This is a genomic window from Sphingobium sp. TomTYG46, assembly GCF_055396345.1.
The window spans coordinates 1,715,984-1,735,282 of sequence record NZ_AP027324.1 but is presented as its reverse complement, the minus strand read 5'-3'; the positions used below and the strand labels follow the sequence as shown (position 1 = coordinate 1,735,282).

Sequence of the window (19,299 nt, the reverse complement as noted above, 5' to 3'; positions counted from 1 at the left end):
GGGTTAAGCGGGATATTTTCGGGCGTCGGTTCAGGCGATGTCAAACTGAGGAGACGTGAGGCCCATCGCGATTTGGGTGAAAATCCTCAATCGATAAGATCATGCTTGGCATTCCAGCGAGAAGCGGGAATAGCGACGATATGCCCCGCCGCAAGGATATCTGGAGATGTGGATTGGTGACGGAGCCAATCGACATTGTCCTGTCAAAAGGGCGCATCGAGAGTCCTGTCACCTGGTTGGCGGAGGAACCCGACTTTCAATTTATCGCAGACCCTTTTGGATGGCGGGACGAAGGCGGTCATCTTCACGTGTTTGTGGAACATTACGACTATAGAACGCGACATGGCACGATCGAAGCGAGGGTCTTCGATGACAAGATGCGACTGGTTTCCCGCCATCCCTGCCTGAAGGAGCCCTGGCACCTTTCCTACCCGCAGATATTCAGCGCGGAGGGTGCTGTGTGGATGCTTCCGGAAGCGCACCGATCCGGGCGGCTGATCCTGTACCGGGACAAAGGCGGGCTGACCGACTGGCGCGCGGAATGCGACATCGAACTCGACTGCGTGGCTGTCGACGCCAGCATTTTTCACGACGGTCAGCGTTGGTGGCTTTTCTATTCGCCTGCAACGAGCCGAGCGACGAAGCAGTCGCACCTTCATGTGGCCTGGGCGGACAGTCTATGTGGACCCTGGACCCCCCATCCGGGCAATCCGGTTCGGATTGATCGCGCGTCGGCGCGTCCTGGCGGCACGCCTGTGATGATCGGAGCCAGGATTATGCTGCCTGTTCAGGATTGCACCACAACCTATGGTGGGGGCATCCGGCCCCTTTGGATCACGCGTTTGAACGAGACAGAGTTTGAGGCGGAGGCTGGCGATGCGCTGGGTCTTCCCGGATCAGCGGGCGCGTATCAAGATGGTATGCACACGTTGAGCGCCTGTGGTGACATTACATTATTCGATGTCAAACGCGTCGATACTTCGCTGCGCGGCCTTGCCCTTGATCTTCGCCGGAAGCTTGGCGAATATGATCAAGGATGAGGGCTCCCGTCGCCGCGAACTTCTCCCAGGAATAACGATCCAGCATAACGCCGCGCGCCCGCTCGCCCATCGCGCTTAGCCTGGCTGGGTCGCCCAGCATGTCGCGCAAGGAGGCGGCCAGCGCGTCCGGGTTTGCGGGCGGCACGGTAAAGCCGGTCTGCCCCTGTTCGATGGACCAGGGCAATTCCCCTACCGCCGAAGCGATCACCGGCAGCCCGGCGGTCATCGCTTCATGCGCGGCGATGCAGAAACCTTCGGAACGGGACGGCTGAACGTAAAGATGAAGGTGCGAGAGGAAGGTCTGCGGACTGGCCGTGTAGCCGGAAAATGACAGGTTCGATATTCCGGTCTGTCCGGCAAGGCTTTCCAGCCTGTCCCGCTCCGCGCCATCGCCTACGATGGAAATTTCGAAGGGGCAGGGCGCTGAAAAACCTTCCGACTGCAACTTGGCCAGGGCGGCAATCAGGACATCATAGCCCTTTACGGGATGAAGCCGCCCGAGTGAGCCGATGCGGAGCGTTTCGCCGGGGGACCAGGCCGTTGCATGGGGGTGGGCTGGGTCGGCCGCGAAAATCGGCCAGCACATCAGGCGATTTTCAGGCACGTTCAGGCGCTCTGCGGTCAGGGCGGTGACGGATCGCGAATCTCCGATCCAAAGGAGCGCCCGGCTTTGCAGCCGTCGCATGAGCCGCCTGTTCCACGGCTTCAGGAAAGCGGCGTGTTGCCAGCTGATCACGGGCAGGCCGAGCAATGGCCCGAGCAGGAGGCCAAGGATCGTGGCGCGTGAAAGAGAGGTCCAGATGTGGGTCGCGCCCCAATCCTGCAACTGCCGCTTCAACCACAAGGCCGCGGCAAGATGGTCGCCCGTTCCGCCATTCCGGATGAGCGGGTCGAGGCCCGCTTCGACCATCGCGGGCGCCCCGCGCCGGTCGCGCGGCGTTAGCGCGAACACCCGCACCGTGGCTCCCTGATCACGCAGGACGCGGGTGATAGCCGGAACCGGTCGAGAGGCGCCGCCGCCCTCGACCGAGTTGATCACATAGGCGATCCGCATCGCGCTCAATGCGCGAGGCTCCTGCGCCATGTCAGGCCAGCGAGAAGGCCACTGGCCAACAATGCTTGCCCAAGGGCCTGGATGCCCGCGCCCATCAATCCCCATTGATGGAGTAACCAGGGGAGGACGGGCAGAAAAAGCAGCCCGGCAAGGAGATTGGCGCTCATGGAGAGCGCGGGATAGCCCATTGCGGAGAGGGCGGAGCTGCATGGCGGGCCGACGATCGCTATGGCGCGCGCGGCGACGAGCACGATCATGACACTGCCCGCTGCGGCAAAGGCGGGACCGGCGAGCAGGGTGATGATCGAGGTGGGGAACAAGGCCACGATGAACACGACCGGAGCCGCCGCCGCCAGAGCGATGAGGATTACGCGTGTGAGTGTCCTGCGGAGCAATCGGCCGCCTTCGCCCGCCGCTATCATCCTGGCGAGTTCGGCATAGGCCGTGTTGCCGAGGATTTGTGCGGGTTGCGCGATAATGACGGTTGCCCGTTGAGCGATTGCGAACAGGCCCGCCATGGCGGGGCCGAGGAACCAGCCGATGATGAGAGGCGCGATCCGTCCGGTCAGTTCATTCAAGGTGATGTCGGCATTGCTGGCGATCATGAACCGCCATATGCCGGGATTTTCCAGGCGGGCGCTCCCCGGTCCCGGTTGAAACAAGGCCCGGCCAAGCCGCCGATAGGCCTGCCAGATGCCCATCGCCCAAAGGACCGCGAATTCCGCCAGCGCGGCGATGAGCCATGCCGCGAGGAAACCTTTGAGGCCCCAGCCGAACAACAAGACGAGGCTGGCGCCCATCAGGCGAACCGCAGGCTGCACCAGATTATGAAGGGCGAGCAGGTCAAATCGGTTGATCAACTGGAGGTAGCCCGCGGGGGCGGAGCGAACGGAGCCCAACACGGCAAAGCTGTAGGGAATGGCAAAGGCGACGGTTTCTGGCGGCCACCCCAGGCGCGGCCCGACAAAGGGCGCGAGCACCATCGCCGCAACGATTGCGGCGACGCCTCCTGTCAACTCCGTCACGGTTCCGAAGCGCAGCAGTCGCGCCAGACGGGGCATTGCGCTTTCCTCGCCGACTTCCGCACCATAGCGGACGATGGCCTGCCACGCTGGAAATTCTATGATGCCGCAGACCGCCGTGACATAGCCATGGACCAGGACGAGCAGCCCATAGTCGCGCGGCCCCAGTGCCCGGGCCGCGATGACCAGGTAAACAAGGCTGATGATCCCGGCACCGGCCTTGCCGCCCAGGACCAGGCCCATGCCTTTGAAGATGCGTTTGGTAATGCCCGCAGGTGCCATCATTTAGCCGCTGAACACCATTGTTTTCCCCGCAAAGCAATGCCTAAGCTGTTGCGAGCGGCAAGCCTGCGCCCGAGGAAGTTATAGAAATACCAGTTCATACCCCATTGGGGCACGTAAAGATCAATCGCCATAATGGCCGCTGCCTGATCGTCACTCTCGAACAAGGTGATAATCCGGTTGACGTAATCAGGTGGATAGTGGGTATCGGCATCGTACGTTGTGACCAGCGGCGTTTCCACAAGCGCAAGTCCGGCCTGCAGCGCATGGATTTTGCCCGGTGTCGGACAGGACAGGATTTCGAAGCGACCTTCCAGAGCAGCAGCGTGTGAAGCCGCTTCGTCCGCGCCGCCATCGGTCGAACCATTGTCGACCAATAGGACGCGGAAACGGTCATCGCTTTGGGCCGCGAGGCTTGCCACGGTCGGGCCAATCCACCCTTCTTCGTTGAAAAAGGGCAGAATAATGGTGAGCATCATGGTCACGCCGTCTGGGTCGCCTTTGAACTGCCCGTGGTCGCGCCGCGCCGATCTGCCAGCGTCGCGATGACCTCCGCCGCGCGCTGCGATGACGGGCGGCCGTCGAGATCGAAGCTGTCCTTGAACATCTGCTCCTGAACCTCACGATATCGGCTGGTGTGCAACTGGTCCGCGCGGGATAGGGCATCATGCAGTTGGGATGGATGCGTTATGACCTCACCCGCCCGCCAATGCGCGAAATTGGGATCGCCCTCCCAGTCGATGCCGTGGCTGTTCAGGAAGATGCAGGGCCGGGGGCGCAACAGAAATTCATAGACCTGACTGCTGGCATCGCCCAGATAAATGTCTCCCGCCATCGTATAGCTCATGTCGGTCGAGGCTTTGCTGCCCAGATCCACATGGATGTTGTCACCATGAAGATAGCGATTCCCGATCGTCCCGGCCCGGTTCACGCTCAGACGGTCGATCGTCACTACGAATGGCCGTTCAAAGAGCATGACGTGCGGGGCGAACAGGAGTTCGCGGTCGTCCCTCTCGCGAAAATAGTCGAGGATGTCCCGCCCATGCAGATACCAGGATGACAGATGCGGGGAGGGGTGGGGATTGTAGAGGACCACCGGCCTGCCTCGGCTCAGGGGGTGGCTTGTGCCCTGTTGAGGCACCATGTCGAATTTGGGATAGCCTACGATGCTGATCCTGGCGGGGTCGACTTGTGCCTCGGTTATCAGGCGTCGGCGAATTTTCTCGCCCGAACAAAGGACGTGATCGAAACCGGCGCTGGCCTTATCAAACCCGATGGCGCGGTCCCCGGCGCCATGTCGGGTGTGCACCATGAAAAGGTCTTTGAGACCGTACCGCGATTTCAGCAGAAGAGATGTCTTTTCCGCCACGATCAGCATGTCGAGGCTGCGAAAGAAGGGGAGATTGTCGCGATAGACGAGGAGTTTGGAGGCGGGAACTAGGCGGCCGAACATTCGGGACAAGCGCATGGAGCGCGGCGCCAGCTTCAATTCGACATGCTGGATGCACGTCCCCAGCCATTCCCCGGCTAGCCGCTGGACTTCCGCTGACAAACGGGGGTTGGTCGTGGCTACGATGATTTCGCCAGGAAAACCGCCTTTGGCCATCGCTATGGCGACAGGAAGGCTGTGGGCAATCTGGTGTATCTGATCATGATTGAACAGGAAACCTATGCGCAAACCACTGCTCCCAAGCAGATGCGAGATAGCAGTTCCCTTATTGCCGATCCCGAGCGGCCTGCCTCGCATTTGAGCCCTTAGATGGTTTCTGCATGTTTACAAGATGCCATGACCCGGTTCCGAAGGAGCGGCCGGGGCATTGTCCTGGCAAGTCGGCATGTGCTGGCCTAGTCTCGGGTTTCGATCAAAAGGCGCGAACAGATAGGGTTTTGAGCAGCTATGGCGGACATCATCAATCTGCGGCAGGTGCGCAAGGCCAAGATGCGGAAGGATAAGGAGCAGGTGGCCGCTGCAAATCGGGCGAAGTTTGGCCAGACCAAGGCTGAGCGTGAGGTGCGGCGGATTGAGGAGGCGCGGCAGGATCGGCTGTTGGACGGCAGTCGGCGGGACGGTGACGTCGATCCGGTTGAATAGAGTTAAGGCCGACAAGCAGTTTCTTACGACTTTTTAGGTATAATGAGATGAATGGATGTTCATCTCTCTCGCGTCTACAACAATTCGTCTCTTGGGAAAATCAACTCATCGTGAATCTGTGGCCATGTCTGCGGTCAATTGAAAAGTTCGTTGGTTCAGCTTGGGCTATGAGAGGATATATTCAATCTGCTCGCCCGGCTGGTGCCGCGATTGCCGCTGTTCTGGCCCTTGGTTCAACCTGTTCTTTTGCGCAGGAAACTGTTCCTGACGCGGTCTCGCCGCCTGTTGTCGTGCCGCCGCCGGTGGTGGCGCCTGCTGCGTCGCTCCCGCAGCCGATGGTTCAGCCGACCGCTTCGGTTGAGGAACGGCTGGATGCTGCGGTGGCTGCATCGGAGGCCGAGCCGGCGGTGAAGCCTGCGGCGAGCCGACAGAGCGCGCGAGTGGCTTCCACGCCGGTTCGAACTGCACCGCGGGCGCAAGTTGAGCGGCCTGCTGCTTCGCAGTCGGTTGAACGGGCGGAGGCGCGGCCTTCGGCGGTGGCGCCTGAGCGTGAAGCTGCCGTTGTTCCGCCGCCTGTCGTGAGCGAGGCTGCGCCCGCCACACCTCCTGCCGCTGAGGCGCGTGAGGTTGGTGCTGCCGATACTGGCACAAAGGAATCGCTTCTGTGGGCCTTGGGCGGTGGCGTGCTGCTGCTTGCGGGGCTGGGCGGGGCTGCCGCCGTTCGGCGCCGCCGTAACTTTGCGGAGATTGACGAGGAGGTCCTTGCGGCCCCGGTCACTCCGATGGTCGAACCGCCTGTCGCGGTCGCGCCCGCCTTTGTGGAGCCAGTGGCTGAGCGTGCGCCGATGCGCGCGCCCCTTGCGGCCGGGGCTGCTTACGGCTCCAGTCTGGAGGCGATGGTCGCCGCCGTCCCGAGCGCGGAGAATCCTTTCCGCACGCACCGTAAGCGGTTGGCCCGAGCGCGGTTCCTGCTCGCGCAACAGCAGAAGGGCGAACGAGCATCCTTTACCGATGCGCCTGCCCATGTGCCGCCGCAGACCATCCATGCCGAACCGCAGGTGCAGACAGTGTATCGGATGGGCGCGGATCGGAGTCGCCGGATGACATTCAAGCCGCAAACGCGCTAAGTCACCGGACTATCAGCCAGACAGGGGCGGCATCGCACGGTGCCGCCCCGTTTGCATGACCTGCGCACGTCGATTCGGTTGCACTTCGGGCCGACCCCTGATACCGGCGCGCCGGTAATTTCGCGCCAGTTTTGCAGGCCAAGTTTGAAGGAAGGTCGCTCCACCCATGTCCGATAAGATCAACCGCATTGTCCTGGCCTTCTCGGGAGGGCTCGACACCAGCGTGATCCTGAAATGGTTGCAGCAGACCTATCAGTGTGAGGTTGTGACCTTCACCGCCGATCTGGGTCAGGGCGAGGAGCTGGAGCCCGCGCGGCAGAAGGCCAAGCTGATGGGCGTCAAGGATGAGCATATCTTCATCGACGACCTGCGCGAAGAGTTCGTGAAGGATTATGTCTTCCCGATGATGCGCGGCAACGCGATGTATGAGGGGCTCTATCTGCTGGGCACGTCGATCGCCCGCCCGCTGATCGCCAAGCGGCAGATCGAGATCGCGAAGATGGTGGGCGCGGATGCGGTCAGCCATGGCGCGACCGGCAAGGGCAATGACCAGGTGCGCTTCGAGCTGGGCTATTATGCGTTGTCACCCGACATCAAGGTGATCGCGCCGTGGCGTGAGTGGGACCTTGCCAGCCGCACCAAGCTGATCGAATTTGCCGAGCAGCATCAGATTCCGATCCCCCGCGACAAGCGTGGCGAAAGCCCGTTTTCGACCGATGCGAACATGCTGCACACTTCGTCCGAGGGCAAGGTGCTGGAAGATCCGTGGGAAGAAGTGCCGGACTATGTCTTCTCGCGCACGGTGAACCCGGAGGACGCGCCCGACGCGCCGGAATATATCACGGTCGATTTCGAACGTGGCGACGGCGTGGCGATCAATGGCGTGGGCATGAGCCCTGCGACTTTGCTGGAAACGTTGAACGAATATGGCCGCAAGCATGGCATCGGCCGGCTCGATCTGGTCGAAAACCGCTTCGTCGGCATGAAGTCGCGCGGCATGTATGAAACGCCGGGCGGCACCATCTATCATCTGGCGCATCGCGGTATCGAGCAGCTGACGCTGGATCGCGGCGCGGCGCATCTGAAGGATGAGTTGGCGCCGCGCTATGCCGAGCTGATCTACAACGGCTTCTGGTTCTCACCTGAGCGCGAGATGTTGCAGGCGGCGATCGACCATAGCCAGGAGAAGGTGACGGGCACGGTTCGGCTGAAGCTGTACAAGGGCGGCGTTCAGGTCGTTGGGCGCAAGTCGCCTTATTCGCTCTACAGCGAGAAGGTGGTGACGTTCGAGGATGATGCGGGCGCCTATGACCAGCGGGATGCGGCGGGCTTTATCAAGCTGAATGCGCTTCGGTTGCGGTTGTTGGGCCGGCGGGACGGCTGATGCTGCTAATAGCCCCTCCCCTTGAGGGGAGGGGTTGGGGTGGGGGCGTGCCTCAGATGCTGTTTTGTGGGGGAACCCCCACCCCCGGCCCCTCCCCTGAAGGGGAGGGGAGAAGCCTCATTACAAATTGCGACAAATTCGGCCGTGACATGACAAGGTTGCGGGACAAGTCTGCCTCATAAGCGGTTCCAAGGACGGCGATGGCCGTTCGGCACCTCTTGGAAGGAAGACAGGAAATGATCCGCAAATTTTTGGGCACGGTCGCGGTTGGATCGCTGTTCGTTGGCGGGCTCGCGGCGTCGCATCTGGCGATGGCGCAGCCGGGCGATGCTGATCCCGGTGGCCGTCATGGCGGCATGATGGCGATGGCCGACGCGAACAAGGACGGCAAGATCAGCAAGGCTGAGTTGACCGCCGCACTCGACGCGCGCTTCGTCAAGATGGATGCCAATCGCGACGGCAAGTTGACGAAGGAAGATCGCGACATTCGCCGTCAGGCGCGGCTTGACCAGCGCTTTGCCGCGTTGGACACCGACCGCAATGGCCAGATCAGCAAGGCGGAATTTGCCGCCGGGCATCAGGACCGCTTTGGCCGCGAGGGCCGGGACGGGCGCGAAGGCCACCGCTTTGGCGGGCGCGGTCATGGTGGTCATGGCGGCGGCATGATGTTCCATGGACGTGGCGGAATGCGGGGCGAGGCGATGAAGGACGGCGTCCTCACCCGCGCCGAGTTCATGGCCCGGCCGATGGCGATGTTCGACAAGGCCGATAGCAACAAGGACGGCTTTGTAACGGCGGATGAAATGAAGGCCGCGCGCCAGGCGATGCGTGAAGCCTGGCAGGCCCGCCGTGGTGTGGACGCGGCGCCGAAGAACTGATCATACGGGAAGGGTGGGGCGCGTCCTTCACCCTTCCAAGCTGCTGATAGTCGTGACAGATATTCCCCATGAGTGAAAAACCCCATCTGCTGCTCGTTGATGACGAGCGTTCGATCCGCGAGCCGCTTGCGCAATATTTGTCGCGCAACGGGTTTCGTGTGACCGCCGTCGAAAGTGCGGCGGAGGCGCGGCTGCGGCTCAACGCCAATGCGATCGACCTGGTGATTCTGGACATCATGATGCCCGGCGAGGACGGGCTGTCGCTATGCCGCCATATCCGCGAGACGAGCGAGATTCCGGTGATCCTGCTGACCGCCAAGTCGGAGGAGACCGACCGCATCGTCGGGCTGGAGATGGGGGCGGATGATTATGTGCTGAAGCCCTTTTCCCCGCGCGAACTGGTGGCGCGGATCAAGGTGATCTTTCGCCGCGTGGCGACGGGCGGCCAGCGAGTGACCGCGCCCGACGGGGCGACCTATGCCTTTGCGGGCTGGCTGCTCAAGTCGCAGGAGCGGGTTCTGGTGGATCAGGAAGGCGTGGCGCTGCCGCTGTCGACGGCCGAATATAATCTGATGATGGCCTTTGCGACGCGGCCCAATCAGGTGTTGAGCCGGGACCAACTGCTCGACATCACGCAGGGGCGCGAGGCCAATGCGTTCGACCGGGCGATAGACAATCAGATCAGTCGGCTCCGCAAGAAGATCGAGCCGGACCCTAAGAACCCGACGCTGATCAAAACGGTGTGGGGCGGCGGCTATACATTGTCCGCAGACGTGAGAAAGCTGTGAGGCGCTTTCGCCTTTGGCCGCAGAGCCTGGTCGGGCAGATCATCGTCCTGGTGGCGATCGCGCTGTTCGTGGCGCAGGCGATCAACTTCGGGCTGCTGCTGCAGGAGCGCAACCGGTTGACGCTGACCGCGCAGACGGCGCCGGGGGTCTATCGCATCGTCGATGCGCTGGACAGCCGGGGCGAGCCGCCTGCGCGCAACCGGCCGCCGCGTGCGCGCTTCTTCGATGCGGCTCCTGTGCTGACGGGCGAGCGGCGGCCGGAGGTCGAGCGGCGGGCGCTGGCGATGTTCGCCGATGTCGGGCTGCCCATGCGATCCGTGCAGGTGGTCGAGCAGGACCAGCCTGCGCCGATGCGCCGCATGGACCGCATCAGGATGCGCGCCGTGGGCGACATGCGTGGCGCGGGGCGGGGCGGGCGGCTGACGATGGCGGCCGAATATGCGCCGGGACAATGGGTCGTGACCCAGACGCGGGCGGGCAACCGGGCGCCGCGCTTTGGCGGCTGGCTCGCCTGGCAGACGCTGATCCTTTATGTGATCGTGCTGTTGCCGCTGCTGTGGGTCGGGCGACGGCTGGCGCGGCCTTTGGGGCAGTTGACGCGGTCGGCGCAGCAGTTCGCGCGTACGGGATCGGCCGATGCCGTGGAGGAGCGCGGGCCGGGGGATGTGCGGGAGCTGACCACCGCATTCAACGCGATGCGCGGCCGCATCTTTGCGATGCTGGATGAAAAGGACCGGATGCTGGGCGCGATCGGCCATGATTTGCGGACGCCGCTGGCGTCGCTCCGGGTGCGGGCGGAGTCGGTGGAGGATGAGGGCGAGCGGGCGCGCATGTCGCAGACGATCGATGAGATGAATCGGATGCTGGAGGATATTCTGTCGCTGGCGCGGGCCGGGCGGAGCACCGAGGCGGCGCAGAAGGTTGATCTTTCCGCGCTGGCTGATGCTGTCGTGGAGGATTTCATTGAGCTGGGATCGCCTGCGGAGATGGCGGATAGTGTGCGGGCGGTGGCTTCGGTCAGGCCGCAGCAGATCAGGCGGGCGCTGCGCAATTTGATCGAGAATGCGATCGTCTATGGCGAGCGGGCGCATGTGTCCGTGGTGCGCGAGGCTGGCGCGATCCGGCTGGTCGTGGCGGATGATGGGCCGGGTATCAGCGAAGATCGGATGGAGGAGATGATGGAGCCCTTCACCCGGCTGGAAGGGTCGCGGAACCGGGAGACTGGCGGGGCTGGGCTGGGACTGGCGCTGGTGCGCGCGATCATGGCGGAGCATGGAGGCGCGCTGAGGCTGGTGAACCGGACTGGTGGCGGGCTGGAGGCGAGTTTGGTGTTGCCGGTTTGAGCGGGGATGGTGGCAGATACAAATTCCCCTCCCGTAGGCGGGAGGGGCTAGGGGTGGGCGTGAGCGCAGCGAGCTTCCGGGTTAGCCGTTAAGAACAAGTCCGGCGTTGCGCTGGCCCACCCCCCAACCCCTCCCGCCTGCGGGAGGGGAGCAGATTCGCAATCCAGTCGATCAGTGCTTGCCCGGTTTGCTCGACGTGCCCGGCGCTGTTGGGTTGAGCAACTGCACCCCGCTAGGCAATCCGGTGCCGCCCATGTCGATCCTGGTCACCTCTTCGCGCGCTATCCGTGCCGGGTTGTCGCGTTCCTTGATGGCGGCCTTGGTTTCCTCGTCCTGTCCCTGATCGTCGCTGCTGTCGCTGCCACGGGTCCAGCCCAGGATGATCGACATGCGGCGGTTGCGCGGGTCGTAGACATTGCCCTTGGCGAAGGGTTCGCGGTCGGCGACGCCTTCGATGCGGGCGAAGCGGTCGTTGCCGATGCCGCTGGCCGCCAGCGTCTTGCGCGTGGCTTCGGCGCGGGCGGAGGAGAGCATCCAGTTGTTCATGCTCTGGCCCGAACTGTAGGGCAGGCCGTCGGTATGACCGCGCACGATCAGCGGATTGGGCATGCCGCGTACGACGCCAGCGACTTCGCTCACCAGGTCGCGGGCCTGTGGCAGCAGGCGGTCGGTGCCCATGGCGAACATCGCGAAATTGGATTCGTCGATGAGGTCGATGCGCAGCCCCTCGCGGGTTTCGGTGAAGCGGACGTTGCGGCGCAGCTTGTCCATGCCCTTCTTGCGGGACATGCGGGCTTCCAGTTCTTTCTTCACCGCTTCGAACTTGGCGCGGTCGGCGGCGCGGGTGGCTTTGCCGCCCTGATCCTTCGTGCCGGTCGCGTCGCGCGGGATGGTGATGGCAAGGTTGCCCTGACCGCCGGTCGTGGGATAATTTTCCTTGCTCACCATGCTATCGCCGCCGAACAGGCCGCTTGACCCGGCCGAGGACATTTTCAGTTCGACCAGCGTCGGGGTGAAATAATCGGCAAGGCCCTTGCGCTGCTTTTCGGTGGTTGCGCCGAGCAGCCACATCAGCAGGAAAAACGCCATCATCGCCGTCACGAAGTCGGCATAGGCGACCTTCCACGCACCGCCATGATGACCGCCATGGCCATCGACGATGATCTTCTTGACGATGATCGGCCGGGGTTCGGGTTCGTTTCCGCCGCGCTTCTTTTCGGCCATGGCTTATTTGCCCCGCATGCCGTCGAACACTTCGGCGAAGGCCGGCTGGTTCGCATGGGTCAGGCTGGAGCGGGCCGCTTCGATGACGAGCGGCTGGGGATGGCCGTGGAGCGAGGCGATGATGATCTGCTTTACCACATGGTACATGGCGCCGTCCGCCTCGATCACCGCGCGGCAGCGATTGGCGAAGGGACCGACCATGCCATAGGCGAGCAACACGCCAAGGAAGGTTCCGACGAGCGCAGAACCGATCATGCCGCCCAGGATTGCCGGGGGCTGGTCGATCGATCCCATGGTCTTTACGACGCCCAGAACCGCCGCGACGATGCCGAGGGCGGGGAGGGCGTCGGCCAGGCCCTGAAGATTGTCGGCGGGCTTCAACGCTTCATGATGATGCGTCTTGAGGGCATTATCCATGACCTCTTCGACCGCATGCGGATCGAGCGTGCCTGACGAGACGACCACCAGACGCAGCGTATCGCTCATCAGGTGGATCAGCGTCTTATCGGCCATCAGGCGGGGATATTCGGAGAAGATCGTCGAGCTGGCGGGGTCCTCGATATGCGGCTCCAGCGCCACGGGGCCTTCGACGCGCAGCGTCTTCATCAGGCGCGAGACGAGGAAGATGCAGTCGAGAAAATCCTGCTTCTTATATTTGGGGCCTTTGAACACCTTGCCAACGCCGCCGCCCAGCGCCTTCAGGTCCGCGCCCGAATTGCCGATGATCAGCGCGCCGACAGCGGCGCCGCCGATTATGAGCATTTCATGGGGCAGGGCGTGGAGAACGGGACCGATGTCGCCGCCCGTGAAGATGAAGCCGCCAAATACCATGGCGAGCAGCACGACCAGGCCAATGATTGCGAACATGAGTACCCCTGAAAATTCTGCCCGCCGGGCTTTCACCCGACGACGCAAGATGCGCTTTCGTCAGATGGTTAAACGCCCAATGGTTAGCGGGAGGTTTAGGATGGGAGGTTTTTTCTGCCGTTTCGGTTTCTTATCGTCGTCCCAACGGAAGCTGGGATCTCGGGCCGGGTTGCGCGCCCTCTCCTGAGATCCCAGCTTTCGCTGGGATGACGAACAGGGGAGGGCGGTGTTGACGCTTAGCGGATCAGGTCGAACAGCGTCTGCTGATTGATGCGTGCGAAGGCCGATTGCGCGGCTTCGAGCTGGAGCAGCTTGCTCTTCACCGACGAGATGACTTCGGACAGGTCGGTCGATTCGAGGCCCTGACGGCGTTCCTTCAGGTCCAGATCGACGCTGGTCAGCCGGTTGCCGGTCACGTCCAGCCGGTCGCTACGGACGCCTTGCTTGGCCTGTTCGATCGTGATGTGGCTTTGTCCCGCCTTGATCGCGGTCAGCGCCGATTGGAGGTCAGCGTCTGTGCCGCCCTGCAAGGCGGTGAGCGCCTGGGCCAATATGCCGTCCAGCGTCATGGGCGTTCCGCCGACGTCGATTCCTTCCGAAACCTCCTGCCGGGTGCCGACCACTGCCAGATTGAGCCCCCGGCTCACTGGAACCAATACGCTCTGCGTATCGTCGAATACCGGCACGCCCTGATAGTCGGTCTGATTAAGCAGCGAACCGATAGCTTCGCGAATGCCCTTCACATCTTCGTAGATCGCGGTGCGTTGCGCATCGTTGAGCGATCCGTTGCGGGCGGAGGTCACCAGTTCCTGCGCGCTGATGAGGAGGGTGTTGATCTCTTCGAGATTCGATTCGGCGTTGGCTGCGCGGCCCTGACCATAGCTGACATTGGCCTGCCAGGATGATTGCTGCGCCTGCGCCTTACCGATTTCCGACACCTGAACCCAGGCCAGCGCATTGTCCGATGGCTTGGTCAACGTGATCCCGGTCGAAATGGCGGTCTGCCCTTCGATGATGCCCTGCGATAGCTGCTGCTGACGGCGGATTTCGGCGATCAGCGTCTTGTTGGTGATGCCTACCATGGGTCAGCCCTTTCAGATGATCTGCAGAATGGCATCGACGGTTTCCTTCGCGATCTGAAGGATTTTCGCCGAGCCGGAATAGGCCTGCTGCAAACGCAGAAGTTCCGCCGCTTCCATGTCGAGATCGACGCCGCTGACCGCTTCGCGTGCGGCGATCGCCTGGTCGCTGCGGCCCTGCGCGGTCGTTTGTTCGGCTTTGATGGACGCGAGCAGGTTCGCCTGCGTCGCGATGATCGATGTCCAGCCTTGTTCGACGCTGCCATTGCCGCGCAGGACGGTGCCCGCGTCCAGCAGGTTGCCGTTGAGCCTTCCGTCCGTGGATTTGGTCGCCAGCGCCGCAGGATCGGTGATCAGCGCGGTGACGGTCGCCGCCGTCGTACCGGAGAGGAGCGCGGCGCCTGCCACATTCGCGTCGGTACGGCCCTGCGCGTGCCAGGCGTTCATGTTCGTCACGAACTGCTGCGCCAGCGTGTCCAGGCTGGTGCGGCGCTGCGTCGTTATGTCAGCCGAGGAAAAGAGGCCGCCCAGCGTCCCGTTGGAGGGTGCGGTCAGCGCCGTGCCGCCAGCGGTGGCGAGCGCCAGCGTGCCGTTGGCATTGACGGTCAGTGCCAGCGTCGTTGCGTTGTCGCCCTGCACGATCGTGGTGCCATTATAATTGACCGTTGCCACGTCATGCGCGCCGAAGCTGATATCGACATTCAGATTGGCCGACAGCGTGTTCAACGCCGCGTCGCGGCCGTCGAGTAGCTGCGCATAGGCTGACGTGCCGGGCTGCGCGCGCAGCAGGCTGTTGTTGATGCCCGCCAGCTGGGACAGCGATCGGTTGATGGTTTCGACGGACGCGGTCGCTTCGGTGGCGATGCCACTGGATACCTGCGAGAGGTCGGCCGAGGTGCGCTGAAACGCTTCGGCGACACGATTGATGCTGTCGAGCGTCGTGACGCGCAGCGATCGGTCGCTGGGGCTGGCGGCGAGCTTGTCGATATTCTGGAACATGCCGGTCATCAGCTTGCCGATGCCGGTGTCCGTGTCGTTGAGCGCGCCTTCCATATCGCTCATCCAGCGCAGCCGGGCGGTGGAATTGCTGAGCGCCATGCCGCTGGAGCGGACGGCGGCATCAAGATAGGGATCGGCCGCGCGGGCGACGCCCGCCACTTCGGTGCCGCCGAAATTGGCGCGGGCGATGTAGGTCGCCATCGTCGCGGTGGACGAGCCGGACTCGACGGTCGTCAGCGAACGACGCGAATAGCCTTCGGTGCTGGCGTTCGCGATATTTTCCGAGATCGCGGCCATCGCCTGGCGATAGGCCTTGGTGCCCGAAGCCCCGATGATGAAGAGGTCGCTCATTCGCCCTTATCCTGCGCGGTGGCGGCAGGCGCGACCGGCTGGCGGGCTTCATATTGGCGCAGCAGCATCTCCGCGATGCCGAGCGCGCCCTTTTCCGCCATCGTATCGGCGGTGCGGGCGTCCGACATGTCGCGAAACTGTTCGGTGGCGCTTGAATCGAAGATGCCTTCGCCGCCGCCCGACTGACGCATGGTGCCGATCATCTGGCGCAGGAAGATGGCCTCGAACTGCTTGGCGGTCTTCTCCAGCTGCGCCTTTTCGGGCGATGCGCTGGGCTGAACCCCCGTGGAAATCGAGTTTATCTGCATCACAACACCACCAGTTCAGCCTTCATCGCGCCCGCCTGTTTCAAGGCTTCGAGGATCGCGACCATGTCTGCGGGAGAGGCTCCAATGGCATTCACCGCCTTCACTATATCGGCCAGCGATGCTCCACCTTTAAAATTAATCATTGGTTTCTTTTCCTGATCGATCGAAATCGAGCTGGAAGGCTCCAAGGCGGTGCGCCCTTGCGAGAAGGGGGCGGGCTGGACGATGCGGGGGCTTTCGTTGACGCTGACGGTGAGTTTTCCGTGCGCAACGGCGGCCGGATGAATCCTGACCGCGCCGTTGATGACGACCGTGCCAGTGCGGGCATTGACGATGACCTTTGCGGGGGCATCGGCGGGCTTGATCTCGATATTCTCGATCATGCCCATCATCATGATGCGGTCGGTCGCGCCGGGCGCGGCGTCGATGTTCACCGAAACCGCGTCGGTGGCGCGCGCGCGCTGGTCGCCGAAGGTGCGGTTGATGCCATCCGCTACGCGCAATGCGGTGGTGAGGTCGGCTTCGGCGAGGTTGAAGGTGAGGGTCGGCGCGGTGTCGAAACCGGTGGCGACCGCGCGCTCGACCGTCGCCCCGCCGGGAATGCGGCCCGCCGAGGGAATGTTGACCGAGACCTGGCTGCCGTCCGCACCCGATACGCCAAGGCCGCCCACCGCCAGATTGCCCTGCGACATGGCGTAGATTTCGTTATCCGCACCGCGCAGGGGCGTCATGATCAGCGTCCCGCCGCGCAGCGACTTGGCCTTGCCGAGTGCCGAGACGGTGACGTCGAGGCGCTGGCCGGGCTTGGCGAAGGCGGGGAGATCGGCTGTCACCAGCACGGCGGCGGCATTCTTGAGCGCGGGGTTGATGCCCTGCGGCAATGTGAGGCCGAAGCGCGAGACCATGCCCTTCACGCCCTGCGTCGCATAATCGAGGCTGTCGTCGCCCGTGCCAGCGAGGCCGACGACGATGCCGTAGCCGGTCAGCTGGTTGGGGCGGACGCCCTGAAAGGTGCCCAGGTCCTTGATCCGTTCGGCATGGGCAGCGGGCGCCGCAGCCAGTGCGAGAGCGGCAAGCAGAAAGCGGAACAGGCGGGTCATGGCTCGGCCGGTCTCCATCAGAAGGGGCTGATCATCGAGAAGAAGCGCTGCAGCCAGCCCTGGCGGCTTGCGCGGGCGATTTCGCCCTTGCCGGTGTAGATGATCTTGGCGTCGGCGACGCGGGTCGATGCGATGCGGTTGTCAGGGGTGATGTCCGCCTGGCGAACAAGGCCGCTGATCTGGATATACTCGTCGCCGCGATTGAGCGTCAGCGCCTTTTCGCCCTTCACCAGCATCGTGCCGTTGGGATAGACCGCCGCGATCGTCACGGTGATTTCGCCGTTGAGGGCGTTCGACTGCGTCGCGTTGCCCTTGCCGGTGAAGCCCTGATCGCCGCTGGCGGCGACGTCGCTGGGCGAGAAGAGCTTCGAGAACAGGCCCGTGCTGGGCGGCGTCAGGCCGATGCTGCCGCTGCGGCTGGTATCGGCCGAATTGGTCTTGGTCGCCTGCGTGCGTTCGACCAGCACGATGGTGATGATGTCGCCGACGCTCTGCGCCCGCGCGCCGCTGGTAAGCGGGGTGTAGCCCATCGATGCCTGAAAGATCGAGCCGTTCGCCACAGGGGCGGCAGGGGCGGCAACGATGGTGGGGGCAAAAAATTGCCGCTCGGCATCGCGCTTTTTGCCGGCCATTGCCGGGGTGGCGGTGAGGGCCACCAGTGACAGCGCGAGGATCGAGGAGGAAGCGAGGCGCATCATTCGGCTCACAGCTGCTGATTGACGTACTGGAGCATTTCGTCCGTCGCCTTGATCATCTTGCTGTTCACCTCATAGGCGCGCTGCGTTTCGATCATGTCGACCAGTTCTTCGACCACATTGACGTTCGAGGTTTCGAGATTGCCCGAGCGGATCATGCCGCGACCGTCGAGGCCAGCGACGCCGACCTGCGGGGTCCCGCTGGCGGCGCTTTCGGTCAGCAGGTTGCCGCCGATGGGCTGAAGGCCCGCCGGGTTCATGAAGCTGGCAAGCTCCACCTGACCAAGCTGGGTCGGTTCGGTCTGGCCCTGAAGCGTCGCGGTCACGGTGCCGTCATTGCCGATGGTGATGCCGGTCGCGCCTTGGGGCACGGTGATCTGCGGGATGAGGGGCAGGCCGTCGCTGGTGACGATCGCGCCTTCGGCCGTGGTGCTGAAATTGCCCGCGCGGGTGTAGGCGGTGGTGCCGTCCGGGCGCTGGACCTGGAAGAAGCCGGAGCCTTCGATCGCCATGTCGAGCGCGTTGCCGGTCTGCTGCAGCGTGCCCTGCGTGTTGATCTTGCTGGTGCCCTGCATCGCGACACCCGAACCCAGATTGAGGCCGGTGGCGAACTTGTTTTCGCTGTCCGAATTGGCGCCTGCCGCGACCATCTGCTGGTAGGCGAGGGTTTCGAAATCGGCACGGTCGCGCTTGAAGGCGGTCGTGTTGACGTTCGCCAGGTTGTTGGCGATCACGCGCATCTTCGTATTCTGCGCGTCGAGGCCGGTGCGGGCGACGTGAAGGGCTGCGTTGGTCATAGTCTAACTCCGTGATGCCGTCAGGCTTGCACAGCGAAAAGCAAGGTTCGTGCCAAATTAACCATCAAGTCGCATGAGAGACGCGCCGCCGTCATCCAGCTGCTTGGCCGTGTCGATCAGCTTCACCTGCGTTTCCCACGCCCGGCTCGCTTCGATCATATCGACGAGCGCGGAGGTTGCGTTGACGTTGGAGCCTTCGATCGAACCACCCGTGACGGTCGCGAGGGGGTCTTGCGGCAGGGCACCGCCGTTGGTTTCGCGGAACAGACCGTCCGTGCCCTTGGCGATGCTGGAGCCTACCGCACGGACGAGCTTCAGCCCATCGACGCGCTGCGGGTTGGCCGGGTCGCCGCCCTGGGGAACGCCCCAGATGCTGCCGTCCTGTGAGATGGAGACGCTGTCCATCTGCGGCAAGGTGATAGGGCCGCCTTCGCCGAGGACGGGCAAGCCGTCGCCGGTCGTGAGGAGGCCGCTGTCGGAGAGTTTAAGGTCGCCGCGGCGCGTATAAGCTTCGCTGCCGTCCGAGGCCTGAACGGCGAGCAGTGCATCGCCGTTCATGGCCACGTCCAGCGGATTTCCGGTTTCGACGACCGCGCCCTGCGCCATGTCGGACGCGATCACCTGTTCGGATGCTTGCGCCCGTGTGTCGAAACCATCGCCCTTGATCCAGCGCGTCTCGGCATTGGCGATCTCCGCGCGGAAGCCAACCGTGTTGACGTTCGCGAGATTGTTGGAGATCGACGCCTGCCGCGCCATCGCGCCGCGCATTGCGGTGAGTGCCGTGTTGACGAGCCGGTCCATGGGAAGGGTTCCTGTCCGTGGTAAGTCGCAGCGTGCTCCTGCGAAGGCAGGAGCCTAGATCGAGCGTT

General features: G+C 63.3%; 20 protein-coding genes. 7 read left to right on the top strand and 13 right to left on the bottom strand.

Annotated elements, in window-relative coordinates; translation table 11 throughout:
- Nucleotides 1–140: 140 nt before the first annotated feature.
- Entirely contained in the window at nucleotides 141–1,040 is a 900-nt protein-coding gene (locus tag ACZ5YV_RS08840; protein WP_464787300.1) for a glucosamine inositolphosphorylceramide transferase family protein, read from the top strand.
- Here the strand turns inward: ACZ5YV_RS08840 and ACZ5YV_RS08835 are convergent.
- From ACZ5YV_RS08835 to ACZ5YV_RS08820, 4 genes are read right to left on the bottom strand one after another with little or no spacing between them, the layout of a single operon-like run.
- Complete coding sequence (locus ACZ5YV_RS08835; protein ID WP_464787299.1) at nucleotides 964–2,124, bottom strand: glycosyltransferase family 4 protein; 1,161 nt, start codon at nucleotides 2,122–2,124, stop codon at nucleotides 964–966. The genes ACZ5YV_RS08840 and ACZ5YV_RS08835 overlap by 77 nt on opposite strands.
- Entirely contained in the window at nucleotides 2,100–3,401 is a 1,302-nt protein-coding gene (locus ACZ5YV_RS08830) for a lipopolysaccharide biosynthesis protein (RefSeq protein WP_464787298.1), read from the bottom strand. Before ACZ5YV_RS08830 ends, ACZ5YV_RS08835 begins: the two co-directional genes overlap by 25 nt.
- Nucleotides 3,398–3,877 carry a glycosyltransferase gene (locus tag ACZ5YV_RS08825; protein WP_464787297.1) on the bottom strand — a complete coding sequence of 160 codons (480 nt, stop codon included), beginning with the start codon at nucleotides 3,875–3,877 and terminating at the stop codon, nucleotides 3,398–3,400. Before ACZ5YV_RS08825 ends, ACZ5YV_RS08830 begins: the two co-directional genes overlap by 4 nt.
- Before the next feature lie 2 nt (nucleotides 3,878–3,879).
- Nucleotides 3,880–5,076: a hypothetical protein gene (locus ACZ5YV_RS08820; protein WP_464787296.1), complete on the bottom strand. Its 1,197-nt coding sequence runs from the start codon at nucleotides 5,074–5,076 to the stop codon at nucleotides 3,880–3,882.
- A 219-nt stretch (nucleotides 5,077–5,295) separates the two neighbouring features.
- Between ACZ5YV_RS08820 and ACZ5YV_RS08815 the strand changes: the two genes are divergently transcribed.
- From ACZ5YV_RS08815 to ACZ5YV_RS08790, 6 genes are all read left to right on the top strand, one after another.
- The gene (locus ACZ5YV_RS08815; RefSeq protein WP_464787295.1) at nucleotides 5,296–5,490 is read left to right on the top strand and encodes a DUF4169 family protein; all 195 of its coding nucleotides are present in this window, start codon (nucleotides 5,296–5,298) and stop codon (nucleotides 5,488–5,490) included.
- 167 nt (nucleotides 5,491–5,657) lie between these two features.
- Nucleotides 5,658–6,617, top strand: a complete 960-nt coding sequence (locus ACZ5YV_RS08810) for an LPXTG cell wall anchor domain-containing protein (protein WP_464787294.1) — start codon at nucleotides 5,658–5,660, stop codon at nucleotides 6,615–6,617.
- A 166-nt stretch (nucleotides 6,618–6,783) separates the two neighbouring features.
- Nucleotides 6,784–8,001 carry an argininosuccinate synthase gene (locus ACZ5YV_RS08805; protein ID WP_464787293.1) on the top strand — a complete coding sequence of 406 codons (1,218 nt, stop codon included), beginning with the start codon at nucleotides 6,784–6,786 and terminating at the stop codon, nucleotides 7,999–8,001.
- A 236-nt stretch (nucleotides 8,002–8,237) separates the two neighbouring features.
- The gene (locus ACZ5YV_RS08800) at nucleotides 8,238–8,879 is read left to right on the top strand and encodes an EF-hand domain-containing protein (protein ID WP_464787292.1); all 642 of its coding nucleotides are present in this window, start codon (nucleotides 8,238–8,240) and stop codon (nucleotides 8,877–8,879) included.
- A 68-nt stretch (nucleotides 8,880–8,947) separates the two neighbouring features.
- Entirely contained in the window at nucleotides 8,948–9,667 is a 720-nt protein-coding gene (locus tag ACZ5YV_RS08795) for a response regulator (RefSeq protein WP_464787291.1), read from the top strand.
- Nucleotides 9,664–11,010, top strand: a complete 1,347-nt coding sequence (locus ACZ5YV_RS08790; protein ID WP_464787290.1) for a sensor histidine kinase — start codon at nucleotides 9,664–9,666, stop codon at nucleotides 11,008–11,010. Before ACZ5YV_RS08795 ends, ACZ5YV_RS08790 begins: the two co-directional genes overlap by 4 nt.
- Nucleotides 11,011–11,181: 171 nt before the next feature.
- On the opposite strand, the gene ACZ5YV_RS08785 is transcribed toward ACZ5YV_RS08790, so the two are convergent.
- From ACZ5YV_RS08785 to ACZ5YV_RS08745, 9 genes are all read right to left on the bottom strand, one after another.
- On the bottom strand, nucleotides 11,182–12,234 hold the full coding sequence (locus ACZ5YV_RS08785) for a flagellar motor protein MotB (protein ID WP_464787289.1): 1,053 nt from the start codon (nucleotides 12,232–12,234) through the stop codon (nucleotides 11,182–11,184).
- Between the two features lie 3 nt (nucleotides 12,235–12,237).
- Nucleotides 12,238–13,101, bottom strand: a complete 864-nt coding sequence (gene motA, locus ACZ5YV_RS08780) for a flagellar motor stator protein MotA (RefSeq protein WP_464787288.1) — start codon at nucleotides 13,099–13,101, stop codon at nucleotides 12,238–12,240.
- A 236-nt stretch (nucleotides 13,102–13,337) separates the two neighbouring features.
- Nucleotides 13,338–14,183, bottom strand: coding sequence for a flagellin (locus ACZ5YV_RS08775; RefSeq protein ID WP_464787287.1), 846 nt, complete (start codon nucleotides 14,181–14,183; stop codon nucleotides 13,338–13,340).
- A 12-nt stretch (nucleotides 14,184–14,195) separates the two neighbouring features.
- On the bottom strand, nucleotides 14,196–15,530 hold the full coding sequence (gene flgK, locus ACZ5YV_RS08770) for a flagellar hook-associated protein FlgK (protein WP_464787286.1): 1,335 nt from the start codon (nucleotides 15,528–15,530) through the stop codon (nucleotides 14,196–14,198).
- Complete coding sequence (locus ACZ5YV_RS08765; RefSeq protein WP_464787285.1) at nucleotides 15,527–15,838, bottom strand: rod-binding protein; 312 nt, start codon at nucleotides 15,836–15,838, stop codon at nucleotides 15,527–15,529. The genes flgK and ACZ5YV_RS08765 overlap by 4 nt, the downstream gene beginning before the upstream one ends.
- Entirely contained in the window at nucleotides 15,838–16,938 is a 1,101-nt protein-coding gene (locus tag ACZ5YV_RS08760; protein WP_464787284.1) for a flagellar basal body P-ring protein FlgI, read from the bottom strand. Before ACZ5YV_RS08760 ends, ACZ5YV_RS08765 begins: the two co-directional genes overlap by 1 nt.
- Nucleotides 16,939–16,955: 17 nt before the next feature.
- On the bottom strand, nucleotides 16,956–17,633 hold the full coding sequence (locus ACZ5YV_RS08755; RefSeq protein ID WP_464789182.1) for a flagellar basal body L-ring protein FlgH: 678 nt from the start codon (nucleotides 17,631–17,633) through the stop codon (nucleotides 16,956–16,958).
- Nucleotides 17,634–17,641: 8 nt separating this feature from the next.
- Nucleotides 17,642–18,430, bottom strand: coding sequence for a flagellar basal-body rod protein FlgG (flgG, locus tag ACZ5YV_RS08750; RefSeq protein WP_449473868.1), 789 nt, complete (start codon nucleotides 18,428–18,430; stop codon nucleotides 17,642–17,644).
- Between the two features lie 57 nt (nucleotides 18,431–18,487).
- On the bottom strand, nucleotides 18,488–19,231 hold the full coding sequence (locus ACZ5YV_RS08745) for a flagellar basal body rod protein FlgF (protein WP_464787283.1): 744 nt from the start codon (nucleotides 19,229–19,231) through the stop codon (nucleotides 18,488–18,490).
- Nucleotides 19,232–19,299 lie beyond the last annotated feature (68 nt).

Excerpts from the sequence above, each read along its gene's own strand:
- flgG (WP_449473868.1), bottom strand. The coding sequence starts at position 18,430 with ATGACCAACGCAGCCCTTCACGTCGCCCGCACCGGCCTCGACGCGCAG.
- ACZ5YV_RS08785 (WP_464787289.1), bottom strand. The coding sequence starts at position 12,234 with ATGGCCGAAAAGAAGCGCGGCGGAAACGAACCCGAACCCCGGCCGATC.
- ACZ5YV_RS08805 (WP_464787293.1), top strand. The coding sequence starts at position 6,784 with ATGTCCGATAAGATCAACCGCATTGTCCTGGCCTTCTCGGGAGGGCTC.
- ACZ5YV_RS08745 (WP_464787283.1), bottom strand. The coding sequence starts at position 19,231 with ATGGACCGGCTCGTCAACACGGCACTCACCGCAATGCGCGGCGCGATG.
- ACZ5YV_RS08760 (WP_464787284.1), bottom strand. The coding sequence starts at position 16,938 with ATGACCCGCCTGTTCCGCTTTCTGCTTGCCGCTCTCGCACTGGCTGCG.
- ACZ5YV_RS08775 (WP_464787287.1), bottom strand. The coding sequence starts at position 14,183 with ATGGTAGGCATCACCAACAAGACGCTGATCGCCGAAATCCGCCGTCAG.
- flgK (WP_464787286.1), bottom strand. The coding sequence starts at position 15,530 with ATGAGCGACCTCTTCATCATCGGGGCTTCGGGCACCAAGGCCTATCGC.
- ACZ5YV_RS08810 (WP_464787294.1), top strand. The coding sequence starts at position 5,658 with ATGAGAGGATATATTCAATCTGCTCGCCCGGCTGGTGCCGCGATTGCC.
- ACZ5YV_RS08815 (WP_464787295.1), top strand. The coding sequence starts at position 5,296 with ATGGCGGACATCATCAATCTGCGGCAGGTGCGCAAGGCCAAGATGCGG.
- ACZ5YV_RS08765 (WP_464787285.1), bottom strand. The coding sequence starts at position 15,838 with ATGCAGATAAACTCGATTTCCACGGGGGTTCAGCCCAGCGCATCGCCC.
- ACZ5YV_RS08795 (WP_464787291.1), top strand. The coding sequence starts at position 8,948 with ATGAGTGAAAAACCCCATCTGCTGCTCGTTGATGACGAGCGTTCGATC.
- ACZ5YV_RS08835 (WP_464787299.1), bottom strand. The coding sequence starts at position 2,124 with ATGGCGCAGGAGCCTCGCGCATTGAGCGCGATGCGGATCGCCTATGTG.
- ACZ5YV_RS08755 (WP_464789182.1), bottom strand. The coding sequence starts at position 17,633 with ATGCGCCTCGCTTCCTCCTCGATCCTCGCGCTGTCACTGGTGGCCCTC.
- ACZ5YV_RS08840 (WP_464787300.1), top strand. The coding sequence starts at position 141 with ATGCCCCGCCGCAAGGATATCTGGAGATGTGGATTGGTGACGGAGCCA.
- ACZ5YV_RS08830 (WP_464787298.1), bottom strand. The coding sequence starts at position 3,401 with ATGATGGCACCTGCGGGCATTACCAAACGCATCTTCAAAGGCATGGGC.
- motA (WP_464787288.1), bottom strand. The coding sequence starts at position 13,101 with ATGTTCGCAATCATTGGCCTGGTCGTGCTGCTCGCCATGGTATTTGGC.
- ACZ5YV_RS08800 (WP_464787292.1), top strand. The coding sequence starts at position 8,238 with ATGATCCGCAAATTTTTGGGCACGGTCGCGGTTGGATCGCTGTTCGTT.
- ACZ5YV_RS08825 (WP_464787297.1), bottom strand. The coding sequence starts at position 3,877 with ATGATGCTCACCATTATTCTGCCCTTTTTCAACGAAGAAGGGTGGATT.